General features: G+C 39.9%; 29 protein-coding genes and 1 pseudogene. 3 read left to right on the top strand and 27 right to left on the bottom strand.

Going from position 1 to position 25999, the window contains the following annotated elements:
• Positions 1–338: 338 nt before the first annotated feature.
• Together A361_RS08025 and A361_RS08020 are read left to right on the top strand one after the other, a co-directional pair.
• On the top strand, positions 339–1979 hold the full coding sequence (locus A361_RS08025; protein WP_009331138.1) for a PTS transporter subunit IIBC: 1641 nt from the start codon (positions 339–341) through the stop codon (positions 1977–1979).
• Positions 1980–1981: 2 nt separating this feature from the next.
• A complete protein-coding gene (locus tag A361_RS08020; protein ID WP_009331139.1) occupies positions 1982–2767 on the top strand; it encodes an endonuclease/exonuclease/phosphatase family protein in 786 nt (261 codons plus the stop codon).
• A 35-nt stretch (positions 2768–2802) separates the two neighbouring features.
• Here the strand turns inward: A361_RS08020 and A361_RS29320 are convergent, their stop codons facing one another.
• The 5 genes from A361_RS29320 to A361_RS08000 form a co-directional block, all read right to left on the bottom strand.
• Positions 2803–2985 (bottom strand): GNAT family N-acetyltransferase, encoded by a 183-nt coding sequence (locus tag A361_RS29320; RefSeq protein ID WP_257781379.1) that lies wholly within the window; start codon positions 2983–2985, stop codon positions 2803–2805.
• A 63-nt stretch (positions 2986–3048) separates the two neighbouring features.
• Positions 3049–4023, bottom strand: a complete 975-nt coding sequence (locus tag A361_RS08015; RefSeq protein WP_009331142.1) for a proline dehydrogenase family protein — start codon at positions 4021–4023, stop codon at positions 3049–3051.
• A gap of 596 nt (positions 4024–4619) precedes the next feature.
• On the bottom strand, positions 4620–5750 hold the full coding sequence (locus A361_RS08010; protein WP_019381566.1) for a Ger(x)C family spore germination protein: 1131 nt from the start codon (positions 5748–5750) through the stop codon (positions 4620–4622).
• A gap of 14 nt (positions 5751–5764) precedes the next feature.
• Positions 5765–6847: a GerAB/ArcD/ProY family transporter gene (locus tag A361_RS08005; RefSeq protein WP_019381565.1), complete on the bottom strand. Its 1083-nt coding sequence runs from the start codon at positions 6845–6847 to the stop codon at positions 5765–5767.
• Positions 6848–6884: 37 nt separating this feature from the next.
• The gene (locus A361_RS08000) at positions 6885–8327 is read right to left on the bottom strand and encodes a spore germination protein (protein ID WP_019381564.1); all 1443 of its coding nucleotides are present in this window, start codon (positions 8325–8327) and stop codon (positions 6885–6887) included.
• Positions 8328–8496: 169 nt separating this feature from the next.
• On the opposite strand from A361_RS08000, the gene A361_RS07995 reads away from it, so the two are divergent.
• Positions 8497–8715, top strand: coding sequence for a hypothetical protein (locus A361_RS07995; RefSeq protein ID WP_019381563.1), 219 nt, complete (start codon positions 8497–8499; stop codon positions 8713–8715).
• A gap of 37 nt (positions 8716–8752) precedes the next feature.
• Here A361_RS07995 and A361_RS07990 read toward each other — a convergent pair whose 3' ends face one another.
• From A361_RS07990 to A361_RS07895, 22 genes and pseudogenes are all read right to left on the bottom strand, one after another.
• Positions 8753–9757 carry a DUF3231 family protein gene (locus A361_RS07990; protein ID WP_019381562.1) on the bottom strand — a complete coding sequence of 335 codons (1005 nt, stop codon included), beginning with the start codon at positions 9755–9757 and terminating at the stop codon, positions 8753–8755.
• A gap of 314 nt (positions 9758–10071) precedes the next feature.
• Positions 10072–10761, bottom strand: a complete 690-nt coding sequence (locus A361_RS07985; RefSeq protein ID WP_019381559.1) for an N-acetylmuramoyl-L-alanine amidase — start codon at positions 10759–10761, stop codon at positions 10072–10074.
• A 229-nt stretch (positions 10762–10990) separates the two neighbouring features.
• A pseudogene (gene tnpA / locus A361_RS07980) lies at positions 10991–11471 on the bottom strand (IS200/IS605 family transposase).
• Positions 11472–11632: 161 nt separating this feature from the next.
• Positions 11633–11899, bottom strand: a complete 267-nt coding sequence (locus tag A361_RS07975) for a phage holin (RefSeq protein WP_019381556.1) — start codon at positions 11897–11899, stop codon at positions 11633–11635.
• Position 11900: 1 nt separating this feature from the next.
• Positions 11901–12137 (bottom strand): hemolysin XhlA family protein, encoded by a 237-nt coding sequence (locus A361_RS07970; protein ID WP_051005558.1) that lies wholly within the window; start codon positions 12135–12137, stop codon positions 11901–11903.
• A gap of 83 nt (positions 12138–12220) precedes the next feature.
• Positions 12221–12367, bottom strand: coding sequence for a hypothetical protein (locus A361_RS29850; protein WP_019381554.1), 147 nt, complete (start codon positions 12365–12367; stop codon positions 12221–12223).
• Between the two features lie 101 nt (positions 12368–12468).
• The gene (locus A361_RS07965; protein ID WP_019381553.1) at positions 12469–12861 is read right to left on the bottom strand and encodes a hypothetical protein; all 393 of its coding nucleotides are present in this window, start codon (positions 12859–12861) and stop codon (positions 12469–12471) included.
• 20 nt (positions 12862–12881) lie between these two features.
• Positions 12882–16727 (bottom strand): phage tail spike protein, encoded by a 3846-nt coding sequence (locus A361_RS07960; protein ID WP_019381552.1) that lies wholly within the window; start codon positions 16725–16727, stop codon positions 12882–12884.
• A complete protein-coding gene (locus A361_RS07955; protein ID WP_019381551.1) occupies positions 16724–18148 on the bottom strand; it encodes a distal tail protein Dit in 1425 nt (474 codons plus the stop codon). The genes A361_RS07960 and A361_RS07955 overlap by 4 nt, the downstream gene beginning before the upstream one ends.
• Before the next feature lies 1 nt (position 18149).
• Complete coding sequence (locus tag A361_RS07950) at positions 18150–20855, bottom strand: phage tail protein (RefSeq protein ID WP_019381550.1); 2706 nt, start codon at positions 20853–20855, stop codon at positions 18150–18152.
• 3 nt (positions 20856–20858) lie between these two features.
• Complete coding sequence (locus tag A361_RS07945; protein ID WP_019381549.1) at positions 20859–21089, bottom strand: hypothetical protein; 231 nt, start codon at positions 21087–21089, stop codon at positions 20859–20861.
• A gap of 110 nt (positions 21090–21199) precedes the next feature.
• Positions 21200–21652, bottom strand: coding sequence for a tail assembly chaperone (locus tag A361_RS07940; protein WP_019381548.1), 453 nt, complete (start codon positions 21650–21652; stop codon positions 21200–21202).
• A 62-nt stretch (positions 21653–21714) separates the two neighbouring features.
• Positions 21715–21972 carry a hypothetical protein gene (locus A361_RS29690; protein ID WP_099049170.1) on the bottom strand — a complete coding sequence of 86 codons (258 nt, stop codon included), beginning with the start codon at positions 21970–21972 and terminating at the stop codon, positions 21715–21717.
• Between the two features lie 10 nt (positions 21973–21982).
• Positions 21983–22240: a phage major tail protein, TP901-1 family gene (locus A361_RS29685; protein ID WP_099049169.1), complete on the bottom strand. Its 258-nt coding sequence runs from the start codon at positions 22238–22240 to the stop codon at positions 21983–21985.
• A 12-nt stretch (positions 22241–22252) separates the two neighbouring features.
• On the bottom strand, positions 22253–22657 hold the full coding sequence (locus tag A361_RS07930) for a DUF3168 domain-containing protein (protein WP_019381547.1): 405 nt from the start codon (positions 22655–22657) through the stop codon (positions 22253–22255).
• Between the two features lies 1 nt (position 22658).
• Positions 22659–23078 (bottom strand): HK97-gp10 family putative phage morphogenesis protein, encoded by a 420-nt coding sequence (locus tag A361_RS07925; protein WP_019381546.1) that lies wholly within the window; start codon positions 23076–23078, stop codon positions 22659–22661.
• On the bottom strand, positions 23071–23397 hold the full coding sequence (locus A361_RS07920; protein ID WP_019381545.1) for a phage head closure protein: 327 nt from the start codon (positions 23395–23397) through the stop codon (positions 23071–23073). The genes A361_RS07925 and A361_RS07920 overlap by 8 nt, the downstream gene beginning before the upstream one ends.
• Positions 23384–23725 carry a phage head-tail connector protein gene (locus A361_RS07915; RefSeq protein WP_019381544.1) on the bottom strand — a complete coding sequence of 114 codons (342 nt, stop codon included), beginning with the start codon at positions 23723–23725 and terminating at the stop codon, positions 23384–23386. The genes A361_RS07920 and A361_RS07915 overlap by 14 nt, the downstream gene beginning before the upstream one ends.
• A gap of 10 nt (positions 23726–23735) precedes the next feature.
• Positions 23736–24041 (bottom strand): hypothetical protein, encoded by a 306-nt coding sequence (locus A361_RS07910; protein ID WP_019381543.1) that lies wholly within the window; start codon positions 24039–24041, stop codon positions 23736–23738.
• Between the two features lie 17 nt (positions 24042–24058).
• Positions 24059–25033, bottom strand: a complete 975-nt coding sequence (locus A361_RS07905) for a phage major capsid protein (protein WP_019381542.1) — start codon at positions 25031–25033, stop codon at positions 24059–24061.
• A gap of 16 nt (positions 25034–25049) precedes the next feature.
• Positions 25050–25643 carry a DUF4355 domain-containing protein gene (locus A361_RS07900; RefSeq protein ID WP_026041686.1) on the bottom strand — a complete coding sequence of 198 codons (594 nt, stop codon included), beginning with the start codon at positions 25641–25643 and terminating at the stop codon, positions 25050–25052.
• A gap of 163 nt (positions 25644–25806) precedes the next feature.
• Complete coding sequence (locus A361_RS07895) at positions 25807–25989, bottom strand: ribosomal-processing cysteine protease Prp (RefSeq protein WP_019381540.1); 183 nt, start codon at positions 25987–25989, stop codon at positions 25807–25809.
• Positions 25990–25999 lie beyond the last annotated feature (10 nt).

Below are 25999 nucleotides of genomic sequence, written 5' to 3'. Positions count from 1 at the left end.
ATGAAATACTTCTTTAGCAAGAGAAAAATGTATTTTTAGTAAAAGTAATTTATTTTTATGCATTTAATCCATAAAGAAACTCTAAGGCATTTATTTATAGATGTATGACTTGGGAAAATATAAGAGAAATTCCTTAGATATTCATAAAAGATTAAAAAAACATTTTACGCAAACGGTTGCATCATTTTTCTACCCGTGTTATTTTAAGATAATAATAAAGCTAAATAGTACTTTCACAGAATAAATTCATTCATATATCGAAATTTTTTTCGTCAAATTATGAAAATACTTTTTTAGACCATTTAATGAAAGCCCATACAATAAGGGAGAGAAGAACGATGAAAAAACTATTTTCTTTTGATTTCTGGCAAAAGTTTGGGAAAGCATTACTTGTTGTAGTGGCCGTAATGCCAGCTGCAGGTATTATGATTTCACTTGGAAAGCTTGTTGGCATGACGGGTACTGACATAGCATTTGTGCAAGCGATTGCACGAGTACTGGAGGATATCGGATGGGCCATTATTACAAATCTTCATATCTTATTCGCAGTAGCAATTGGCGGTTCCTGGGCTAAGGAACGTGCAGGCGGAGCGTTTGCAGCTCTTATTGCTTTCATTCTGATTAATAGAATCACAGGCGCCATATTCGGAGTAAAGTCCGACATGTTAGGTAATCCTGAGGCCGCGGTAAAATCCCTGTTTGGACAAGACCTTATTGTCCCGGACTATTTCACTTCTGTTTTAGGCGCACCAGCATTGAATATGGGAGTATTCGTCGGGATTATCTCAGGTTTTCTTGGAGCCAATTTATTTAACAAGTATTATAACTATGATAAATTGCCAAATTCACTTTCCTTTTTCAATGGAAAGCGCTTTGTTCCCTTCACTGTAATTGTCGGCTCTGTTGCAGCTGCGTTGGTCTTATCGATTGTGTGGCCATTTATTCAAGGATTATTAAATGATTTCGGACAATGGATTGCTACATCACGAAATACGGCGCCTGTTATTGCTCCATTTGTTTTTGGTGCACTGGAACGATTGCTTCTTCCATTTGGATTGCATCATATGCTGACTGTCCCAATTAATTACACGGAGCTTGGCGGAACTTACAAAATCCTGACAGGCTCTAATGCAGGTTCAACGGTGGCTGGACAAGATCCGCTATGGCTTGCATGGATTGCTGACCTAAATAACTTTTTGACTGCAGGAGATACAGAAAGCTACAAGCAGCTGCTGAATGATGTTACTCCTGCCCGTTTCAAAGTAGGCCAAATGATTCTATCCGCTGCTGCCCTGCTGGGAATTGCGCTTGCAATGTACCGCAATGTAGATCATGAAAAAAAGAAGAAATACAAATCGATGTTCTTATCTGCTGGTTTGGCAGTATTCCTGACTGGAGTAACTGAACCAATCGAATTTATGTTCATGTTTGCTGCTCCTCTTCTTTATATCGTGTATGCAGTTATGACAGGTCTGGCCTTTGCAATTGTTGATATTATAAATATCCGTGTCCATTCTTTCGGCACCATTGAATTGATTACAAGAACACCAATGATTTTAAAAGCTGGCTTATGGCTGGATCTTGTAAACTTTGTAATTGCCTGTCTAATATTCTTCGGGTTAAACTTTGGTGTTGCCAATTTTATGATCCGAAAATTCAACTTCCCTACACCAGGACGTAATGGAAACTATATTGAAGAAGAAAATACCGCTGCATCATCGGATACTTCAGTCAAGAAGAATTCACTAGCCCCAGTGTTAATTGAATTATTAGGCGGAAAAGAAAATATTGAAGATGTTGATGCCTGCATGACCCGCTTGCGTGTCACAGTAAAGGACACTTCATCAGTTGCTGGTGAACAGGACTGGAAGAGGAATGGAGCTTTAGGTCTTATCGTTAAAGACAAAGGCGTTCAGGCAATTTATGGGCCCAAAGCAGATGTCCTTAAATCTGATATACAGGACTTGCTGGGAGCTTAACAATGAAATTATTAACTCTAAACTGCCACTCATGGCAGGAGGATCAGCAGCTGGAAAAAATAAAAATTCTTGCTGAGGCAATTAAAGAGAACCTCTATGATGTCATCGCTCTGCAGGAAGTCAGCCAGCATATCAAAGCCCCTTTGATAGACGGCCATATCAGAGAAGATAATTATGCACTGTTGTTAATTGAAGAATTGAGAAAAATTGGTGTGAAAGATTACGTTTTTAAATGGGATTTTTCACATATTGGCTACGATATATATGAAGAAGGTCTTGCAATCATAACAAGGCATGAAATAAAAGAAGATCAATCATTTTTCATTACAAAAAACCGAGACCAGAAACACTGGAAGACACGGAAAATAGTTGGTATTAAATTACTTCATCAAGATAAGCCTATCTCCTTCTATTCTTGTCATCTCGGCTGGTGGCACGATCAAGAAGAGTCCTATAGATTCCAGGTTGAATCTCTACTTTCAAAAGTCCCAAAGGATGAATCCGCCATTTTAATGGGAGATTTCAACAGCTCCGCTTATGTCCGCAATGAAGGTTATGACTTTCTGACAGGCAATGGGCTCTACGACACTTATGAATTAGCTTCCAGGAAGGATTCTGGTGTTACTGTTAGAGGAAAGATTGCCGGCTGGGAGAACAATAAACATGATATGCGGATTGATTTAATTCTTTCGGCTCAGCCTATACAGCCGAAATATTCTCGGGTTATTTTTAACGGCATACACAAACCCATCATTTCAGATCATTATGGCGTTGAAATTGAAATATAGGCAAAAGTCCCTGACAACTCTGTCAGGGACTCTTTTTACACTTTTAGCTTGTAGATGGGCTCAGGATGGAAGGCCTGAAAGAGCTCACCTGTTGGTTCGAAACCAACTTTCTCATAAACACGAATACCTGGCTCATTCTCCTTGATGACTGATATGTAGATTTCATTACAAGCATACAGCTCTTTCATTTCCTTTATCACAAGTTTTATAGCCGGTATACCGTACCCTTTTAAGACAAAATAGCCTCCCTGCTTAAATAAAACAGGGAGACTTTCGCAGTATTATTTCTTCCGTTTCTTTGTCAATCTGCCTAATAGGAAAGCTCCTGCAGCCACACCAATCACAGTATTGGTTTTCTTAGTAAATACCTGCTTGGCAACAAGGTTTAAATTCTGCGGCCTTTCAGCCAGACGCCTCATGAAGTAGCCGTACCAGTCATTCCCAAAAGGTACATAGGTACAGAAATTATAGCCTTCACCAGCAAGCTTCAGCTGCATATCCTTGCGGAAGCCATAAAGCATTTGAAATTCAAATTTCTCTTTAGGGATATTGTTAGCCCTTACAAAATCTTTTATATGATTAATTACTTTATGGTCATGTGTTGCAATAGATGTAAATTTGCCATTCAGCAAATGCCATTCTATTAATTTTATAAAGTTAGCATCGATGTCACTTTTGTCCTGATAAGCAATTTCCTCAGGCTCCTTATAAGCCCCTTTTACAATTCGCAAGCGGAAATCCTTATATTTCATTAAATCTTCTTCAGCACTCAGGAAATAGGCTTGAATAACTGTACCTATGTTATTATATTCTTTAGATAATTCATCCAGTATATCAAAGGAAGGCTGCAAACGCTTAGAGTCTTCCATATCCATATTCACAAAAATACCATAATGGCTTGCTCTCTCTACTATCTCCCTAACATTTTCAAGACAGAAAGAGAAGTCGATATCCAGGCCTAATTGGGAAGGCTTTAAAGATATATGTGCATCCACCTGATTTTCATGAATGGCTTCTATCACTTCAATTATTTGTTTCTTCGCTTCTGCCGCCTCTTCTTTTTTATATACAAATTCCCCGAGGTTATCCACAGTACAAGAGATGCCATGAGCGTTAAGCTCTTTTATGCTTTGAATTGCTTCATCTAAATTTGTTCCCGCAACTACACTCTGCGCTCCCAATTTCAACCCATATTTCTTTGCAGCGCTATTCAGAAATTCGTTTTGGGAAAGGCCGATAAACAGATCTTTCAACATAGAAATATCCCCTAACTCTTGTAATTTCACAATGAAATTATAGCATAGATTTTTAATAAAAATTATTTTGTGAATTTTTATATTTTAACGATTCCCTATCACTGTTTCGTTAAAACATTGCAGGGGTTCCCACTTTAAAAGCAACCCCCTGTAAACAAAAAAAGTGCCTGGCTATCGGCAGCCAGACACTTTAAGTATGATTCCGACTGGGTTCGAACCAGCGACCTCTACCCTGTCAAAGTGGCAAACAGATATGGAAGGAATAAGGTGAATATGGAAAATACCTTATATATCAAGGCTTCCGTAGGAATGAAATATGTTCCTGTGAGTTTAATATCGGACATTGTTGACTGTTTTCGTCAACAATTCGTCAACAACCCTATAAAAGAGAAAAAATTTGCACAATGAAAATGATAATAGACTACCTCCTAAGCTGTAGGTCGTGAGTTCGAATCTCGCCTGGGACGCTACAAAAGAAAAGCGCAAAACCCTTTTATATCAAGGGTTTTGCTTTTTTTATTTTATTCAATTTGAGTAGTCATAAACCTTTGAATTCCAAGTTTGGGGTCGATTTGGGGTCGTAACGAAATTTTTTCCTAATTAACTGCTCCAGGCCGCTTAATTTCTACAGTTATATTTGGCTTTATCTTTAGTGCAGAATACTTCTCACTTAATTCTCCATTGCTTAAATGAGAATATTTCCTTAAACTTTTTATTTTTCTTCCAATTCCTATGGGATCTGTTTCTAAGATTTTTAATTCCTCAAGAATTTTCTCGAATTCATTTTTAAGTTCTTCACCAATCAAGCGCTCTAATTTTCTTGTTGATTCTTTATCAATTATGGAAGCGGATGGCTGAGTTTCTAATATTGAAACTGAAATAGACGCGTTTAAGTTTACTATTTCATTATTAACTACCTCAATTTTCCCGTGATAATTGATAGGGTGTAAGGTAATTTTATACTTTTCATTTTCTGCATTCTCAGAGATAAGTACTCCAGTTTTCTCTAATTTATCAGAAGGTATCGTTAAGGTTAAATCCCCTAAGAAAGCATTTTTGTTAGTGAATAATTTTATGTAGAAGGTTTTGATTAAAGAAATAGAACCAACCATTTTATCATCCCTGAATAATGCTACTGCTTCTATAAAAGGTGCTTCACCTTTAATATTTTTTATAATAGGCAGCGTAGGATCAATGCCACTCTCATATAATGCGGAAACAAAGTCATGCAAGTTAGAGTTTATTAACATTTCTTTTTTCTCATGTTTGTCCAGTAACTGATACATATAGGAACCCATTTCAGGAAACTCTTCATATTCTTTACTATTTATCGTTTCCTCCGATTTGTCTGTGATCGCTAAGAATATGAGGGGATTTATGCTGGTGTCTCTTAGCATCGTATCAAGAAATGAAAATATCCCTTCCTCAGCCATTTTTTTATCAAATAAGATGGTTCTTAATTGTCCAGAGGAAATGTCATGGCTTGTTTGCTGCTCCAGCCTTTGTCGAATTTCTTTACTGGTAGAACCCTCAGCAGAAATGGTAGTACTTGTCTTTCCCTGTGAACCGTCAAATTGCAAAAGACTTATTGTGCCTTTGTAAGTCTCATCATCCAGTAAGTCAAAACCAAGAATAGTTGAAATACCCTGCATCTCGATTATTTTGCTTGGAGGGACACATGAAGTACAGATAAGGGTACAAACCAAAATAAAGAATCTTAATTTCATTATTTCAACTCCCCTTATGAACGACCAACGATTTTTGATTTAATGGTAATGATGCCATATAAAACTACAGGGTATACAAACCATAAATAAAATCCAATTTGAGCAACTTTATCTATAAAATAATCATTATCAACTCTTTTGGTGATAAAAAAACTGCAGATAAAAATGATAATTGAAATTATCCATATTCCATATTTCTGCTTTATGCGAAAAATCTGTTTAACACCATTGGAAGATAAAAATAACGATATACACAAGTTAGGAAAAATTACGATTATCCATATTGAAACTACTATAAATTCAAAGCGCTCAATAAACGGAAAACGCATAGTACTGATAATGCTGACAAATGGCCAGATATTTAACTCTAATTCTTTTGAGCTAAAAAACAATATAGAGAAAATGGTAATGATTAAAACAAGAAATGTTGTAAACCATATTGCCAGTTGACTGTATAAGTGGACCTTTTTTTTCTCCTTGAAAAATGGAAAAAGAAAAAGTAACGCCTCGAAGCCCAACATTGTATAGCTACTTTTGTAGACTCCATTCATAATTTCAGTCGGCCTAGTCGATAAAATGGGTAATATTCTATCGAGATTTAAACTTTGAAGAGGTTGATACAATACGAATAACATCCATATGACAATAATAAAAGATAAAAAACAAATACCAGCAACAACTCTGAATCCGCCAGACACACCATAAATTGTTATCAAAACTAATGACAGGACACCGACCCATTCATAGAGACCTTCATAACCCCACGTAAGTGATAGTTCAACATAACTTATGGTGATTGAATAATGAACTGCCATAAAGTAAACGACAATTACGACATTAATGATGCTGCCAAACATACGTCCAAATAAATTTTCATGTATTTCAAATAGCGTACGATTTTCATTCTGTTTAAGTATGGATATCATTATCCAAGTTATAAAGCTAATTGCTATACCAGACAGTAAAACCGAAATCCAGGCATCTTTCTTAGATTCTAAGTACACGATTCTTGGAGCTCCAAGGATACCCATACCAAATTGAGATGTGTGTATAATAAAAAAGGCCATAAAGGCATTGACAATGGTATTTGACTTCATTTTCCACCTCAAATTTCATGTGAATTTGAACTTTTTATTACCTCTCCCTTATTCGAATTGTATCTTTTGGGCGATTGACTACAGGGCGTTTGGTATAAAAATGGTGGGGGAGCCGAAATAGAAAGTATTTTAAATCCTCCTTTCTGAACGGATATAATGGCGCAAGATAGGGCTTATTTAAAGACGTAAGCTTTAACAAATGAACCATTAGTATACAAACACTAATCATAATCCCATTCAAACCCCATAAACCAGCCAAAATAATACATGGAAATCTTGCTATCCGAATCGCAGTACCCATTTCATAAATAGGAGCCAGAAAAGCCCCTAGTGCACTGAAGGCAACTATAATAATTAAAATATTACTTGTTAATCCTGCCTCAACTGTAGCTTGGCCTACAACAATTCCTCCAACAATCCCCATTGTTTGACCTACTTTAGAAGGGAGTCGTGCACCAGCTTCTCTTAGTAATTCAATTAATAATTCAAGTAAAAGAGCTTCTAATAAAGGTGGAAAAGGAACTTGTGAGCGCGATTGTCCTATTATAATCAACAATTTAGAAGGTATCAGTTCAAAATGATTGGTCATTGTAGCTACATAGAATGCAGTTAAAAATAAAGATACTATCATAGCAAAAATTCGAGTAAATCGTATAAATGTACTTAGCGACCATCTTAAATAGATATCTTCTGTTGATTCAAAGAACGAAAAAAAGTTAGCTGGCCCAATAATAGCTACTGGACTGCCATCCATAAATACACCAATTCTTCCGTTCAAAATCGAGTAAATAAATCGATCGGGTAATTCTGTTAATAGAAGCTGCGGAAAAAATGTATAGTGATCGTCTTCTAGGCATTGCGCTAAAACTGAACTGTCATTAATATTATCTGGTTTTATTTTTTCTAATCTTTCTTTAAGGTTATTTAGTGTTTCATCATTTGCTATATCTTTTATATATACGATTCTTACTTCCTTCTTAACACGTTCCCCAATTGTTAAGCTATCAGTACACAAATTATAATCATTAAGGTTTTGCCTGATAATCTTGATATTTGATGATAATGACTCTGTAAAGGATATCTTAGGTCCATATACTAATGATTCTGTTTCTGCCTTCTCAATTGATCTTTCAAGAGTATTATTGCAATTTACCATAAAACCTTTTTTCTCATTTAAGAAATAAATATAAGAAAATCCTTTTAAAAGAGATGAGATGATCTCATTCTTTTCGTTTTCAGTTTTTATTTCCTCAATTGGTATGTTATTAACCAAATAAGTGTAATTTAAGTGTTTTTCTGGAATTGTTTGCATGTATTTAATAACATATTCATTTAGGACTTCCTGATTAATTAAATTCTTCATAAAAACGATTTGAATAGTTTGCCTTCCCAATTCCATTTTTCTACACATCAAATCTGGCGAGTCATTAAGCACGGTTCTTATTTCCTGATAATCTATGAAGTCATTTTTGCTTTTCATTTGTGACCTACCCTTTAATCATTTCTTTTAGTTTTTGTTTCTGGGAAGAATTTATACGCAACATTGAAACTTGGGTTAAAACATTGATATTATTTGAAATTTTTCACAAATTAGACACAAGGACTTTTCTCCTGTTAGCTGAATTGTTTAGCTGAAGGGAGGGATAAAATTGAAAACCAAAAATAACATTAATCCGCATTGCCATGTTTGTATTGAAGAATTTAAGGTGGGTGTAGATGTAGTAATGAATGGTACCTTTAAAGGGATCATACATGCAGATTGTAATTATCTGCCACCGGGTGAGATTGAAGATAGAGGGAAATTTGAGGCTGTTGTCATGAGGAACCAAAAGTGGTTTAGCCAATTTAATCATGTTATAAGGCACTGAAATTAACGCCCCTCTCGATTGAGAAGGGCCTTTATATTTATACTTCTTTTGCTAATTCACTTCTATTTGGAGCAAGTGGCGGCTGTTCTAACCATTTATTCTTAACCATAAGATCAAACCATTTCTTTGTAACCATGAGATTTTTGAGAATTGTGGCTTCATAAGTAGTTACAAGGTCTGTTCGCATAGCCGAAGCTAGTCCTGCCCCATGGTAGTTTTGAGAAGCTTGATATAGGAATCCTATGTGATACAGCATTAGCTTATCGGAGAAAGGAGAATCCGTTGAAGTTGTCACTTCTGTTTCCCAAGATTTCGGAACGGGTAAATTATCTCCTTGCATGATCTTTGAAAATGTTTTTATTTGGGCATCAGCTGTTTTCTCTGAATCGGTTAAAAACTTCCTAACATCTTTCGATTGAGCAACTTGACTGAAAGCGATAGAAAGGGTTTTAGCCATAATGCTTTTTTTAAGATTTAATGAAATGCTAATGATTTCTGTAGAGGCTAATTTTCTGCCCTTTCCGAAATATCCATCAGTAAAATCTTGGCTTGTTACATATTCAGGGTTTTTAGCAGGATAAAACAAAGGATCTCTTTGGAAGTTTCCTTTCTCAAGCAATAACTCAATTGTTCGATGATACATTATTTTTGCATCGGTATCACAAGAATCATAAAAGTCCCTTAAGTCTTTTCTAACGGAAACACCTAATGCAGTGCTGTGTCCTAGCAATCCATGTAACGTCATGATATGTAAATAATTCAAGCAAAAAATATCCGTGAACAATCTTTGTTTGCCTTTATAGAGGTCAGATTCAGTAAATCCTATTGGTATTGGGAACCCCTCTTTCTCCAAAAAGGTTACGACTTGATTCTTCTGTTTTTCAAATGTATTAATAGCATCCTCAAAAATGTTTTTTATTGTTTCATCGTCAATAATAGTGACCATATATCGATTTACCACGTCTACCAATGTACCATTCACATATTCTCCCCATAGTGTACCTATCTCGGAAGATGTGAGTTTTAATTTATTCTCTTCCACAAAATCACCTCATGTATCAAATACTTATCCTATTTATTCCTTTTTTGAGTTTCATAAATGCACTTTACCATCTGCATGGTTTTAAGACCTAAAACTGTAATAATGATGGTATATATTGTTGTTAAAATTATCGCAGAATATCCTAAATATGTAATGTTGCCTGTTGTTTTAGAAAATCTCAAAAGACTCACTTCCTTTGAATGAACTTGTATAATATTGTTCCCAATCTAAAAGCTTCAATGTATTATGAATTCCTTTTATCAAAATTTCCATTTGATTAAGAAGCCCCTCTCGATTGAGAAGGGCTTTATACATTACTTCACTCGAAGTACTTGTCCTACATAAATGGTGTAATTATCATCAAGGTTGTTCCAATCTTTAATTTGTTTCATAGTGCTTCCGTAAGTTCTGCTCAGTGAATAAACAGTATCACCAGACACAACAGTGTGATAAACTGCTGAGTTCTTCTTAGGAAGATTAAAGCTTCTTACAATTCCATTGACATGACCGCGGGCAAGATTTTCGATAAAAGTGGCTGATTTTAACTTAGCTGCATCATTAGCATTATCGATAAACCCATTTTCAGTTAATAAAGCTGGCATATTGGTTTCCCTTAGAACATGGAAGTTTGCCTGCTTTTTACCGCGATCATAAAAATCAACGAGCTTAATTACCACAGCATGGATATTGTTTTGATATGTGGTCGTAGGTGCTCCAACTCCTGGATAAACATAGTCTTCATATCCTGTTCCCCCGCCTGCATTAATGTGGACCGACAAAAAGAAATCAGCTCCCCATGCATTGGCTGCATTTGTGCGCTCAGATAAAGATACCGTTTGGTCACCAGTTCGGCTCATGCGGATTGAAACATTATCATATTCCAGGGTCAGAATGTCTTTAATACGTGTTGCGATTTGAAGTGTTAAATTCTTTTCCTGAAGACCATTTCCTACTGCACCTGGATCCGTGCCGCCGTGACCTGGATCAATAAAAAGTTTGACCATATTTAATCACCTCTACTAATATTTTTATTCACAAAATCTATTAATTGCTTGTACTGCTGTCCTTCCTTTCACATGAGAATCCCCCCTTTCAAAAAAATAAAAACCACGCGTGAGAACGCGTGGTTTTCTCTGCGGCTGAAAGCCTTTGTTGCTGACCAGACCCTAAAGGGCCTCTGAAAGGTTCGCCAAATGTACTACTTTTACTGGCCAGACCTCAAAGGCCTTCTATTTATTTCCGTTTCTTTTTCTGCACCTCTTCACCTGTAAATGGGTCAATATATTCCATCATACTTAATTGCTCTGCGACTATATCATCCTGTATTTGATTGCGTATATATTCTTCAATTACCTTCTTGTTTCTCCCTACCGTATCTACATAATAACCAGTACACCAGAATTTTCGGTTCCCATATCTATATTTCAAGTTGGCATGACGATCGAAAATCATTAAGCTACTTTTTCCTTTTAAATATCCTACAAATGCAGATACACTTATTTTGGGTGGAATACTAACGAGCATATGTACATGGTCTTTACACGCTGTTGCCTCTATTATCTCTACACCTTTTCTTTCACAGAGAGTGCGAAGTATTTCTCCGATATCTTTTTTGATCTTTCCATAAATGACTTGCCTTCTACTTCGGCGCAAATACAATGTGATACTTACAATTCCATGTTGTGTGTGCTAAACTATTAGTGTCTTTTGACATAAAAACTCCTCCGTATGCTGATATGTTGGTTGGCGAACCAAAAATATTCTAGCATCACGGAAGAGTTTTTTTAATACCACGCTGAAAGCTTTTCTGAACCCTAGGCCTAGCCTAGGGTTTTCTTTTCCATAAAACAAGAAAAGCCACCCTCGGAGGGTAGCTTATTTTGGCCATTGATAACGTTTTGCTTGTTGACTATCCTCTATTCCTCTTGTTGTGGGATCATTTAAGGCATTCCACACGCTCACCACTATCAGCAATAAAGCATATGGATTTGAAAAAGCTCCGACCAGTAAATTAAAAACAGAACCCCAAGTAGTGAGGTCCTGTGCGGTTAAGCCATAGTATCCTAGTATTGGTGCAAAAAATGCTAGAAACAGCTGTGCAAGAAAAACAGGATTCTTAAATCGTATTTTCCAATTAATCATCTTAACTTCCTCCTTTAAAAACTGTGAATATAATCGCTATACTTCCACCAATAATCCCCGTGCACATCGCAGTAACGATTGCTCCAGTAATTGTCCGCTTTATCCAAGTGGTGTTTTCATCGATCTTATTTAACTTCTCATTTATGGATATAATCTGTTGATCATGACGATCTGAAGTTCTTTCCAGTTTATTAACCCTTACCTCAAGGGACTTTATTTCGCCTTTCATTTCAGCCATTTCTTTTTCATATTCATTCACTGCTGTCGCCTCCTGTGACACTCACTTTCCCCCCTTGAAGGCAAAATAAAAAGCCTATTTCATTAGGCTTCTTTTTTTTCTTCTATTATCTTTATTAAAGCGTCTTGTTGAGCGAGCAATACAGCATTCTCTCTCTCAAGCTTTGCAATTCTTGATGTTAAGGTGTCGACAATTAAATCCATGTCAATTGGCAGCTTGTTCGGATCCATTCATTTTACCTCCTTCATTTAGTCTCGCCTCTAATTCGGCAATTTTCGTTTCTAACTCATTAACCCTTTCCTGTAGGTTCTCTGGCTTAGGTTCCACCGGGTCAGGTCGTTTCACTATTGGATTCAACTTTACCATCGTCAATCACCTCAATCTCCCTCGGCTCAAGGAATACATATTCTCCTCGGTAGGCGCCGTCTGGGGTCGTCTGCACGGTCATCAATCGGTGAAATAGCTTACTGTCCTGGTCGTAGTATGCAATCGTGTCTCCTCCTAGGTACGTCACCAATAGCCGGTAGTCATAGCCTTCTTCGCCCTCAACGATGTACAAGTCGTGAAGGACGGGCATTGTACTATCATAGTACAAGTCGAACTCCACCGAAGGGAGGGCGAAGGAGTCGAGTGACCCCTCGCCTATACTTACAGCTTTGTCCGTATGTTCAAGTTCAAACCCCGTCATGTACCGCCGGTTTTGAACTGTTTTTCGTTCGATCATTTAAACGCCTCCTTATCGGTTTACGGTTCGAAGATAATGAGCAACCGGACCGTAATTGTGTAGTTCGTAGTGGAAGTATCGTGCCGTGGCAAGTAAATTCTGAATCCAGTTGACGACTGATTATAAATACGAGCACTAACCCTGTAAGAGTTATTGTTGTACGGCGTAGCAATAACGTGGAAGATATTCTCCGCACCACTAAAGCTAAAGTCCTTGTACACCAAGTTCTGTCCGTCTAAAGTTATGTCGGTTTCCGTTACAAAAAATATGGTGTTAGCATTTTGGACTCCGTGAATATCTTCAATCCTCGAAGCTATTTGAGCACCGGCTGCCCAATAGTACTGATCGTTATCCGCCCGTAATAAAGGACGAGGGATATACGATTTGTCCGTGTAGAAAGCAGCGTAGGTCGTACCGTCGACATCCGTGTCCACGCGCATCATTTGCTTTTCTGCGCCATTCCCCGTTCCTCTGTACTGCCATACTTCGAATCCGAATCGCTTGTTAGACGCGTTTGGTGTACTGTTATCTCGGCCTGTGTTAACGATAACTCCGGACCAATAAGTCGGGTCTGCAGTGCCCCCGTTTGTGGTGTAGTTATTTAACTTCATCATAGGGGTTAGTTGGTCTGCAGTCCCGCCTTCTCGGGTAGATTTAAGGATGAGTCTACCACGGTCAATCCCAGGTATGTTGGTTCCAGAGATAATTGTCTCCTCGTATTTCTTACTCATTGAGATCCAAGGTCTAGCAAGGTCATCGTCAATCATAAACCCGATGTCCAAACCATCACGATAACTGTTAATCGCCAGGCTTAAGTCTCCGGACTCGGTGCCACGCTGGTCTCGAATTATACCGACGCTGTCATCGTTCACTTGATCATCATAGATATGAAAGCCCCGCTTATTAATCGCGGCTATCTTGTTTCCATTTCGGAATGCTTCAATCTCCCCATTGTTTATGATAACTTTACTTCCGAGTCCATCATCAGTTTCAAGCTTTACACCTGTTAGTTCACCGGCGGTAACCTTACCAAGATTGGCGACTATCGCGGACAAATTCGATACGTCGATGTGATTAGCTTTGATGATGTTTGCTTCTATTTGCGTTGTACTATCAACAATATTTGGACCTTGAGGGCCGACAGGACCTTGAGGACCTTTAGCTGCCGCTGGACTAAAGTAGAGGTCGTAAATATGAGGACTCTTAGAACTAGCCGTTGCGAACGAACTATCTACCGATAGGGTAAGACCCGAAGAGGCAGCGACTGACCTCACGAGGTTTCCGTTATGGTAATACCTAACTTCCGTATTATCGTAGACAACAGAAAATACATCGCCAACTGAAAACGGAATTGCCGTACCTCTACTTTCTCCACTCTCATAGAAACTAAATGTGCCTGCACTTCTTAAATAGAATGCATAATCTATGCTAGTGTAGCTGGCATCCGTTGCCGGGTCAGAGTTTAGACCGATCATAATGTTATTTGCATTGACTCCTGCCTTAAACGTTAGAAAAGCTCCTCCTGTGTAACTCTCAGTTGAATATGCCTGTGAGTCCCATGTAGAACTTCCTGTTAATTTTGACAGCCTTCCCTGAGGATCAACATATACAGTACCAGTTGTATTCCAACTTAAAACGAACCCAGGCTGCCCTTGAGGACCCTGGTCTCCTTGCGGTCCTTGAATCAGTGACCACGAGTAATCAGCGTAGCTAGTCGATTCAGTTGCGGTTGTTTTGTTATAAGCGATCCCCATGTACTTCTTACCTGCAGGCGAATCGCTCATGCCCGAAGTTGGGCTGTCGGCGTATTTAATCCACGTATAGTACGTCGTACCGTCCTTACCGGCTGGCCCAGGAACACCCTGATTGCCTTCGAACTTTGACCATGTATATTCTGAGGGATTTGAGGACTCAGTGGAATCCGTCTTGTTATACGCAATACCGATGTAAGACTTACCTGTCGGGATTTCGCTCATGCCATTACCTAGTTCGTCATCAGCGTATTTTATCCAGGTATATAGCGTCTGCCCATCATTCCCCGGAGGCCCGGGAACGCCTTGCGGACCAAGAAACTTAGCCCATGTGTAATCGGCGGGGTTGGACGATTCGGAGGAGGTCGTCTTGTTGTGCGCCAAACCTATATACGATTTCCCGGTTGGGCTGTCGCTCATGCCTGTTCCACTCGCACTTTCTGCGTACTTTATCCAAGTGTACGTCGGTTTCCCGTCTGCTCCCGCCGGACCTTGCACGCCTTGCGGACCTTGGATTAATGACCATTCGTAATCAGCCGGATTGCTCGACTCGTTCGATGTCGGCCTATTATACGCAAGCCCGATGTATGCTTTGCCCTCTGGATATTCACTCATGCCGTTACCACTAGCATTGTCCGCATACTTGACCCACGTATAAAGTGATTGTCCGTCAGCCCCGTTCTGTCCATCATATAAGTCAGCAATCGTAAACTGCCCCGTTTGGATAACTTCTCCCTGAAAACCAATGTCCACAAAAAATGTTGCTTTTGTATCCACATCTGAAGACGCTACTGCGATAGATTTTCCTGCACGAGCAAACGCCATATCGCGTACACCGTTTTTGTCATGCTTCGTCCAGCTGTAGGAATACAGGTCGCCGTCTTCATCTACCTCTGTACCGGTTAGAAAAACTCGAGATGTTAACGTAGTGGTACCGGCTCCATTCTTAAAAACATGACCGGCAGAGGATTCAACATTAACGATAAGTAATTTAGCCAGCTTTCGCTGAATCTCAAGCTGCATAGAGTTCCATAGTGCATGGATATCTTCCTCACTATATTCAATGAAATCACCTAGGACAAACTTCTTCTTCGATGGGTCACTTATTGATCGTTCCTGTGTATGCACTCGGGCATCAAGGTAAACCGGAGGCTCAAATTTTGAATCCTTAACCCGAATAGAATCACCGAAGCGAACCTTTTTGTTCTTCAGTCCAGGTACATTCTCAAGGTCAGCTGCTTCTGCAGTATACTGGATAATTGTATTAATCCGTTTCTGGAGCTCGCTTTCAGTCAGCGTGGTCAGACGTTCTAGCGTCATGCCTTGATCATTGGACTGAGGCTCATAGGTTTCGATGATGTGAGCACGCTGACCCGTCACAGGGTCTACTCGGCCCCATCGCTGCCATGCATCTGAATCTGAAACCGTAACTTCTAGGCGAGTGCCATCTTCACGCTCTGGTCCAATACCTACCAGTGCAGTAACGATGTTATCTGCGTCCTCGATGCGCTCAATACCAACTAAGTCTTGGCCGAACTCGACTTCACGCCCGCGCCAATCACCTACACGCTTAACCAGGTCAACGTAACGGCCGATAATCCGGTTAGACCTGACTTCTATACGAAATTGCAGTTCCAAATTGAATTCAGTTGCGATCATTTTTAAAAGGGAGTAGGGGTCTGTGTACTTTTCGATATTTATTGTTCGGGTACCGTATCCTTCAAGCCTGCCCGCGCGCCATTCAGTGCCCCCGATTGCCAGCGATGTAAGGGTTGAGAGTGATTGTGACGATCGTTTACCAGGAGAAATCACCTTTGCCTTCCGGAGATCCAAGTATGATGCATTGGCTTTGACCGCTGTATATTGAGCGCCTTGCCCGGTTCGGTATTTTCTAGTGTTACTAATAATAAACTCTAGATATCGGCCATCTTCATCTGGAATAACAACACGGTTCCTTTTGCTTAAAAAACTGGCAAACGGCTTGTCCCCAAATGTAACGAAATCAAACGTCTCCATCGAATCCCGTAACGACTTATAATGAATGTCATCCCAAAACTCCCCTAAATCAATGACTGCCCATATTTTGTCTGTTAAACCATCGGCAACATGAATCATTTGAACCTCTCCCTGTAAGTGACACTTGCCTTAAATGCACCTTGCGGCAGCAGCGTTAAAAGATTCTTTCCTTTTTCGAAAGAGAAATAACGAGCTCCAAACGCTTTTAAGTCCGTACGGTCGAAACCATTGATTAAAATGTCTTTGGTTTTATGATTAAATGTAATGACATCACCGGGGTAAGCAATGTACGGCGTTTGGTCAACTGTTGCTTGCGATAGACCATAAGCACGAATATAGTCAATACGGTTCGTATGTGGAGATGGGGTACTTCCGTGTTTCTCGATGAATATCCCAACGTACTTAAGACTCCCCCGGTGCGCGTCGTTAACCGTAGTCCACGTCTGGGTTAATGGGTTCATGTGGGTACCATCCCCAAGAATGCGGGCTACATAGAATTCAAAAGTATCACCGACCCTTTTTAGCCTTAGATAGACAGGGAAGTTTTCCCACTCGTATCGGTAATTACGAGAGCTTACTGCGTAATTAACAAAATCCCCGACGTATGGCCCGACACGTCCCTCAGCTGACTTCCGGTGCATCGAAGTGATAATATCAACTGCGTTCATCATTGCGATGTTCCGTAATTGGTCGTCAAATAACGAAAATCCGACACGTCCCGTTTCTGGGATACCTGACAACAACTGTCCACGCATCTCGACTTCAAAGTCGCCCGTTAAAGGCACTTCTTTATAAACGAATGGACCGTGATATGAGGAACCGGTACCATAAGAAGGTGCTGTGATTCCGGATCCGTCATAGCCTATAGTTCCTTCTGACGATCCCATTTCAGGAATTGCAGGCTGCCATGTTCCAATTGTTGAGCCGTCCTCGGAAAGTAATGAAGTGCGAGTGTCAACCGGAGTGGCTGTGACTTCTGCCGGCTCACCAATCAACATATATTCGTCTACTCCTTTTTGAACCATCGCAAAAGTTATCTTCTGGGTAACCTCCAAGTTAATTATTGGAGGAGTCTCGGCAGAACCACTGTTTGTGATTATGCCGTCTGCAGGAAACGGAATCGTTTTTTCTTCCCCATATTTGTATGGATCAGGGCAAATGAATGTAATTTCACCTCTGCCATAGTCTACAAGGTCTTCAATATCAAGTGAACCATCTACAGCAGCGTAATAGACCCTATCCGGTTCATCGTCAAAAATTAATTCTGCTGGTTGATCTGTTATAAGCCAATCCGCTAAATCTTCCTTTATTTTCTCAATATCTTTGATTTCAGATAAACTCTTATCAATTAAAATAGGCTCTGGAAGAATTCTTATCTGTGTTTCTGTGCTGACTAGATGGGCACCAGGCATACCTGGAATAGTTAACAGGTTTCTCTTTATGGGGGCAAAAGCAGGTCTTCTTTCAGATGCCAGGAGAACAACATAATCTTTTTTTATGCCATTAAACGTAAAGCCCATCCTACTGCCCCCCTTTAAAAGTTTGAATTCTGTGATCTTTGAAATTCTGGATTTCAGTTATATCATCAACAAGCCATTCTGCGAGCACGCGTAAGTCTGGAGTTACCATTTGTAAAAGTAATGGTTGTTTTTCAGTACGATTACCACCATTTCCTGCTTCGTACCCTTGGTGATATACTGCCAATTCGACACTGAGCTCATCTTTAATCTGCTGTTTGATTTCAGCCATTTGGAAACCAGCATCAAGTGAAGTACGGCTTATATCCATATTTGAAACGGCTAATTCCGGACTAAAGGCGCCAGTAATTGCTGAAGCCATATTGGCAGTTGTCTTAGCAGCTGAGCCTGTCATCTTTTTAATACCGACAATGACACCGGAAACTATATTCTTCCCGATCATATCCCTCATCCATCTTGATGGTGAGTGAATGCCCAGGGCACCTTTAATTTTGTTTTTAATATTCCCGGCAACGTCAGCAATAGCAGACCCTACTGCTCCGACCATCGATTTAATACCTTTTATCAAGCCTTGAATGATGTTTTTACCAATGCTTGAAAGATTAATAGATGATAAGAAGGATTTAGCAGCGTTCCACCCATTTACTATGGCGTTCTTTACGTTTCTCATTGCGTTGCTTACAGTTGTTTTTAAACTGTTAAACGCCCCAGTTACAATGGATTTTATGGTGCTGGTTACTGTGTTAACAGTTGAACGGATGCTATTCCAAATCGTTACAATAACCTGCTTGATTGCATTCATCACATTGGAAATTGTCCGATTAACTGCATTAAAGGAACCTGTAACAAATGATTTAATCGTATTAAGAGTATTTGTAAAAATACCTTTGATAAAATTCCATGCAGATTTAATTAGATTTTTAGCAGAGGATGCAAATCCTTTAAGTGGTCCCAGGAACTTACCGATAAAGTAAAGATTGATCCATCCCCAAAGAATCTGTAATGCTCCTTTGAAAATCTGTTTAATTCCTTCCCAGACCTTTGAAAAGTCTCCGGTAAAAATACCCGCAAACACCTTAATAATCCCTTGGATAACATTCAGAGCGCCATTGATGATACTCTTAATCGCATTCCATGTGGAAATTATGGTAGCCTTAATAATCATCCATGCTACACCAAGAATCGGAACAACAACTGCCATCGCTGCAGAGAAGATTCCTTTGATGATACTCCAAACATTTGATATTGCCTGTGTAATCTGTGCCCCATTTTCTGCCCAAAACAGTTTCATTTGGTCCAGCTTTTCTTTAACGAATGTCGTAACAGCAGTTATTGCTTGATTGATATAAGGGCTTAAGAATCCCCATACAGCAATTGCAGCCTCTTTGATAGAGTTCCAAGCTGAAATAACAGCATTTCTGAATCCTTCATTAGTCTTCCACAGATAAATAATTCCGGCTGTTAGACCGACTATCGCAGCTGAAACAAGTAAAACAGTACCCATCATTGCTGCATGCCCAGTTATTATTGGTCCTAGAATAGGCCAAAGTGAACCCCATGCTGCTACTAATCCTCCTACTAATCCAATTCCTATAGCTAATGGTGATAGTATTAATGTCAGGGCTGGTATAAGCATCATTATCCCTTGAATGATTTTCGAAAGGACGGGATGGGCCTCATTAAATTTAATAGCCATGTTTGCTATTGCAGTGATGAAATCATAAATCTTGATCATGACAGCTCCAAAAACTTCAACCATCGGCTGAAAGGCTTTTCTGACGGCTGCTGTCATTCTGTTAAACGACTCTTCATATCCTGCTACACTATTCATGGCTGCTTGATGCAGACTTGAATATAGCAGAGCTGATGTGACCGCTGCCCCTAGTGCTACAGCGTTCATCCTCATAAGCCCCTGAGTAATCATCATGGTCATGTCATTTAACTGCTTCATTGATGCAGTTGGACCAAGTAATCTCAAGGCGACTGCTGCCGGCTGTCCTGCGTTAGCAATTCGATTTAAGCTATCTGCGACTCTGAGAGCTCCTGCATTTACCGAGTAAAATGGATTTCCCATGCGTTCATAGTTTGAAAGAATCTTGCTGGCCTGAGTAGACCGGGCTAACATCGTTCCAATTGATTGCAAAAAGGCAGTTCGCATTTGCAAACTATTTCCAATCATTTGGTCATTGATTCGCCTTTGCCGATTCCCTAACTCCTGCAAACTATCCATAAATTCACGTGTGGAGCCGGTATAATCTTGAGATGATCGAGCCATCTGAAAATATCCATATTGAACTGCTATTTGGTCATCACGCAAGCTCCTCATGCTTGCTGATTGACCATAAAAAGCTGTCCGCATTTCCTGACTCATTCTTTGCGCTTCTGCAGAAGTACCTCTATAAACCTGCCTTATATGGTGTCCTACCTGCTGAAATTGACGGCTATTATATGCCACATCAACCGGAACTGAAATAAGCTGTCGGGTAAGCGCTAAAGCACGCGCTTGAACTTGCCGCATTTGCCTGTTAAAGCGAGTGACATCGGCAATCAAATTCGTTTCTCTTATTTGAGGTATTCGATCTAGCAGCCTATTTGCATCATTAATGCTTGCCAAAAATCGAGTAATATTAGCTGTGATTGGCGCTGTAGCCCCAAGTGCCGTTCTTCGAATCGTTTCGTCAACTCTAGCCATATCACTTAAAAATCCATTAATATCGGCTGTAATTCTAGCAGCAAAATCCTCTTGCATACCTTAACCTCCTTTCATCCTGTAAGCTTTCATGGCCTTTTGTGCTGCTCGATAGCGATCTGTATTAATCTTTGGTTCTCGGCTTTCCTTCCAATTCCCAGTGCCGTTCATGACCCGTTTTCTTGCTGTCTGGGCATCAAACATTTTCTTTTCTTTTGCCCTTTTTGAATTTTGTGCATAGCGATTAAACATCGCCTGTTTAGCCATGCCTTCGTATTGGTCTACAATTCGCAATTGAGCCCCTTTAATAAAGTTCTGAAATTCTCTGGGGGTCCAGGATAAAATTAATTCAGTGTCATAAACCTGCAGATAATGCGCAGCATTTACAAAAAGCTGATCGTAATCTATTCCTTCATTTCGTTGAATGCTTGGATGAGAACCTCTACCTGCTGGGCCTTTTCCGCTTTCTCTTCTTCCGTTTTCCCTGTCTCTTTGTAAGCGTTGATATTTTTCCAATAGTTCTTGGCTTGTTTCTTGAAAAAACCCGATTCGTCCACCGTATTAAAGGCTTCTTTAAACAATTTCTCTGTGTCCCCATCCTCTTCAATCCGTTGTTCGATGGCTGCCTCTATCTCCTCAAGTTTCGGCTTGTCCTTTACCAGGTAATCTAAAGCGCAATCCCAAAAAGCCAGCAAATGTTTATTTGAATACTGAAGAAGGTTTGTGTAAATCCCGTGGAAGCCTCCAACATCGTTCCCCTCTTGGTCTTGCTCTGAGTACTTTTTATCTGCTAACCTTTCAAAACGAAAATTACATTTTGCCTCTAATTCTTTGCCGTTGATTTCTAAAAATGCCATTTTCCATATCCTCCAATAAAATAGAATAGAAAAAAGGCAGGAATAACTCCCGCCTTTATTTGTTATACGCCTGTAGTACCCTGTGTTTGTTCAGGAAATTCTCCAGTAGATGTTCCTGGTGCCTCAAAGCCATACCGTGCAAATTCAATCATTTCTGCAGGTAAAGGATCAATTTCTCCTTCTTGGGTGGATCCAATAACCTGGACAGTTGCCGATACTTCCACAAACCCATCTTGCGGGCTTGATTTTTCAGCACTTTCCACAATGCAGTAGCCAAAAACAGTGGGATGCTTACCAGCTTCATTAAGATTCAGGTCCACTTCCCACACCTTAATTTGTTTTTTTGTTCTTTATTGCATTTAATACTGCTTTTTGTCCTGGATCCCCCGTTTCGCCATAGGCTGTAAATTCAAAGGACTCACTATTCTGTCCATAGCCAACAATGCGGCCAAACTTTGTGGACTCATCGATTATGTCATTTTCAATCGAGTAGGTATTTTCAGTAAGATTTCCAATTAAGAGGCCATCTGTACCTAATGCTGCATCCGTAGACTGCACAAGCAAAATGGAATCTTTCCCTTGCTGCATTCTGATCACTCCTTATATGTTTTTTACTGTGTATTTCATTCTTAAGACACCATGTTTAATCCGTGGATCAATATCATCAAATACCTGCATGCCCAATCTCTCTGCCTTTAAAATCTTAAAATCAGAGAGTTCGAGCTTATAAGCTAATGCCTTTTGGCAAGCATTAAGAATCTCGTAAGCTTCTTTCTTTCCCTCGTAATCAGACCAAACATGAATCACGATAGATAATTCTTCACCAAACGTATTTTTTGTATCAAACGGAAGAGTAGAGGGTTCACCTATTACTACATAGGGATAAGGTTGGTTTTCAGGTACAGAATCAAAGACATCTGCTACCTTTTCAATTAGCTCTTTATCTGCTGCTAAACGCTGATATATTGACTGCTGAAGAGGCCATAAGGCTGTATCAAAATACATGTTAAATCACCAACCTGCTCATTTCTGTATGGAAATGCCTGCGCCCCATTTCAATGGCTGGGAACCAAAAGGGCTGAGCCCTCATCCCCTTAGTCCTTACGAAACGACCAAGCTTATCAGAGTAATAGGTCCAAGGAGTCTGTCTGCCATCACCATTAACAGCGTAAATGCCAGTGCCAAACTCGACATATATTGCATAATGAGCACCCACCGTTACCACCGCAGTAAGTCCTCCATCTCTGATCTGCACCTCAATAGACTTTTTAAGATTCCCATCATCCTCTGGAGCCAAAGAACGAGCATTCGCCTGGATCATATAGGCTGTTTCAACCACAATCCTTTTTGCCTCATCAATAACTCCCTCACCGAACCTCTGAACCGCCCTGGAAAGACGTCTGCTTCCAAACCGAATGTTAGCCATTGGCAATCAATCTTAAAGGGAGACGCATGATTTCATGCTGTCCCCCCTGATCTTGTGGCCTGCCGGTTATCTCATAGGTTTCACTTTCAAAGGAAACACGCATATCTGTGGTAATATCCGTACGGTACGGATAATACAGGACCCGGTCCAGAGGGTTATCAAGTTTTTGAGCCTCATAAACTTCTCTGCTCGATGGAGAATCCATAAAACCATTGATCTGCAGAACGGCAGCATAGCCCTTTTCGTGACCGCCCCCGCCATCTGGTATGTTCCTTTGCTCCCAAAAGGTCAAGGAATGCGGAAATTCATCGCTGAGCATGAAATTTCACCTTCCTATAGGGACGCAGGTATTTATATAGACTTTCTGGAAACTCAGTTTCATACGAATAGGACACAGATCCCATATTCCTGCTTTTTAAGCCAGCCTTATTTTCATTGAACTGAATTGCTTTCGCTATGAAAAGTTTAACTCCACCAGGGAGGGCAAGAGGCTCCGAATCTGTTTCCCCGAAAGTGTTATTGCAATACTCCTTAACCTGGTCAAAAATAATAGGAAGCATTGCCCGGTAATATTCATCTTTCGCCGTGCCTTGCTCCCCATTAATCAATTTAATTTCTTTGATTTGTTCAGCTGTAGGCTCCCACATAAGCAGGCACCTACTCTCCAGTAATTAACTTGATTAAATCATCTTTATTATCACTTGATTTATAGCTAATGCCTTCTTTGTCTAAGAATGCCTTTAGGTCATCATTCTTAATCTCTTGCAGCTCTTCTGCAGAAAGAGTGAAATAATCAACCTCACTAGTATTTGGATCTTGGGCTTTATTGGACACTTCATTGACTGGTTTAAAGCCCTTACCTTTGTAAACAATATTGTAGGCGCGCTCAGTCACCTTTAGTTTTTTCCCTTGGTCATTTACTACTTCAATAATGCTGTCTGAAGCTTTAACGTATTTTGCCAATCAAAACGCCTCCTTTATTAAACTGCTGGCGCTGCTGGAGTTAGTGCTCCGAAAGCAGCCGGCTTAATGTTCATGTACCCGATGTGCATGGTGGCACGCAGGGCAAACATATCACGTTCGAAAAGGTTAATAGGTTTACCGGAAGCATCCACGATAGAAGATAGCTGAGCGTCTTCGGAAACAGCGTATTCGATGTTCTGAAGAATTCCATAACGAGCATAATCCCAGTCACCCATTAGAGCCGCAGCTTTAGTAACATCGAAAGCTTCAGGCTTTGCATATGTGACAGCCATACCCTCTACATCGTTGAGGTTAGTGTAGTAACGCTCTCCATTCGTTGCATTTTTTGCACGGCGAAGATCCTGCTTGAACGCATTGGTTGCAACCATTCCATCAGGAGTAAAACCGCCTGCCTCGATAAGGCCCATTAGATCAAATACTTCATCCTGCAGATCATCACCGGATCCTAGAGCGATTAGGTTGCCTTCATCAGTTGCACCAGTAAAGATTGATTTACCGCTTGAGTGTGTAGCAAATGGAGAATTCGTACCGAAAAGAGCAGCAATATCAAAAGTTTCATAGAATGCCTCTGAGATTAACGGTTTTACCTCATTGAAAAAGTCTTTTGCTGTATAACGTAAGAATTCCTTAGAGAATGGGATGATAACACCAAGCTTCTCAGCCTGCATGGATGCTGTTAGCCATTCCACTTTAGAGGTCTTGATAACTTCCGTTTCAGAAACCCAGTAAGCGCCTGCCCCTTTTGCTTTAAAGGAAAAAGTCTTTTTCGGCTTTGTCATTGGCTCATATTTTGCCAGCTTCATAACAGTTGAACCTTTGATAACATCCTCTACAATTAACCCGCCTTCTTCAACAGGAATAAGCCCTGTTTTGGCATCCTGCATTAGAACATTATCAGGTGTATAAGTTTGCTCTACGAATTGTTTAATATTCAGAGGTAAAAGCCCTGAAATCATTACTGTTTTTGCCATTTATATGGCCTCCTTTTTATTGGTTTTGTTGTTGATTGCGAATATTATGGGCAGCTGCCATTTCCTGAATGGATTTGATATTAGTGTTGCCGGCTCCGCCACCCTGATTAATTTGACGCCCATTCTCTTTAAACTTGCTGTCAACAGCAGCCTGAACAGCCTTTGTATAAGCCTCCTCAAGCTTAGCAAGGTTGGCAGTAGTTTTTTCTTCATCTTCAGCCAAGAAGAAACTTACAATGTCAACTGGCAGTTTCTTTTCAGTTGCCTGTTTCATAGCAAGATTCATGAGCTTTTCACGCTGGGCCTCTTTCTTCTGTTCTTCAAGAGCCTTTTCAAGAGCTGCAATCCTTTTTTGCTCTTCAGTTTGGGCCGGGTTTCGCTTAGCAACTTCTTCAGCAACCAAAGCTTCCAGGTTATTTGCTTTCCAAGTTTCCAAGCCTTTAGTAAAGTAGCTGTCCAACCTTGGCTGGAGTAGCCTCTTTCCGTCTTCGGTATTAAGGAATCCTTTCACCTTGTCAGCTGACACGGCCGAAAGCTCTCCGAGATAAGCCTGGACCTCAGCATTATCTTTGTTGTCCGTTAGGAACTTTTTCACAGCTGTCAAATTGATTGAGCTTTGATCAAACTGTTTAATATTTAGGGGTATAAACGGTAATTTCTTTTGCATTTTAATTTGCATATCTTTTCCTCCTAGCCATGCAGTACGAGCCTACATGTCATTTTGGGTATAAAAAATAAGCCTGTTTATAGCGTCTATTGCTTAAAGACGAGTGTTATTGTTCTTCTTTGATTATGACATTCACATCTTCAGGGTATTGAGCAGACAGATCCTGGAGAAACCGCACTGAAGACTGTAAGAGGGTAGATACTGAAGCACAAACAACACTTTGAGCGTGACCTTTAGCTTCAATCTTCATGTAGCCATCCTCAGCAGTGGTTATGTTAATTTCAATCAACTTAACACCT

Source organism: Cytobacillus oceanisediminis 2691, from assembly GCF_000294775.2.
Lineage (GTDB): Bacteria > Bacillota > Bacilli > Bacillales > Cytobacillaceae > Cytobacillus > Cytobacillus pseudoceanisediminis.
Note: the sequence above shows the minus strand (reverse complement) of the source record. Positions and strands in the feature narration are given on the sequence as shown.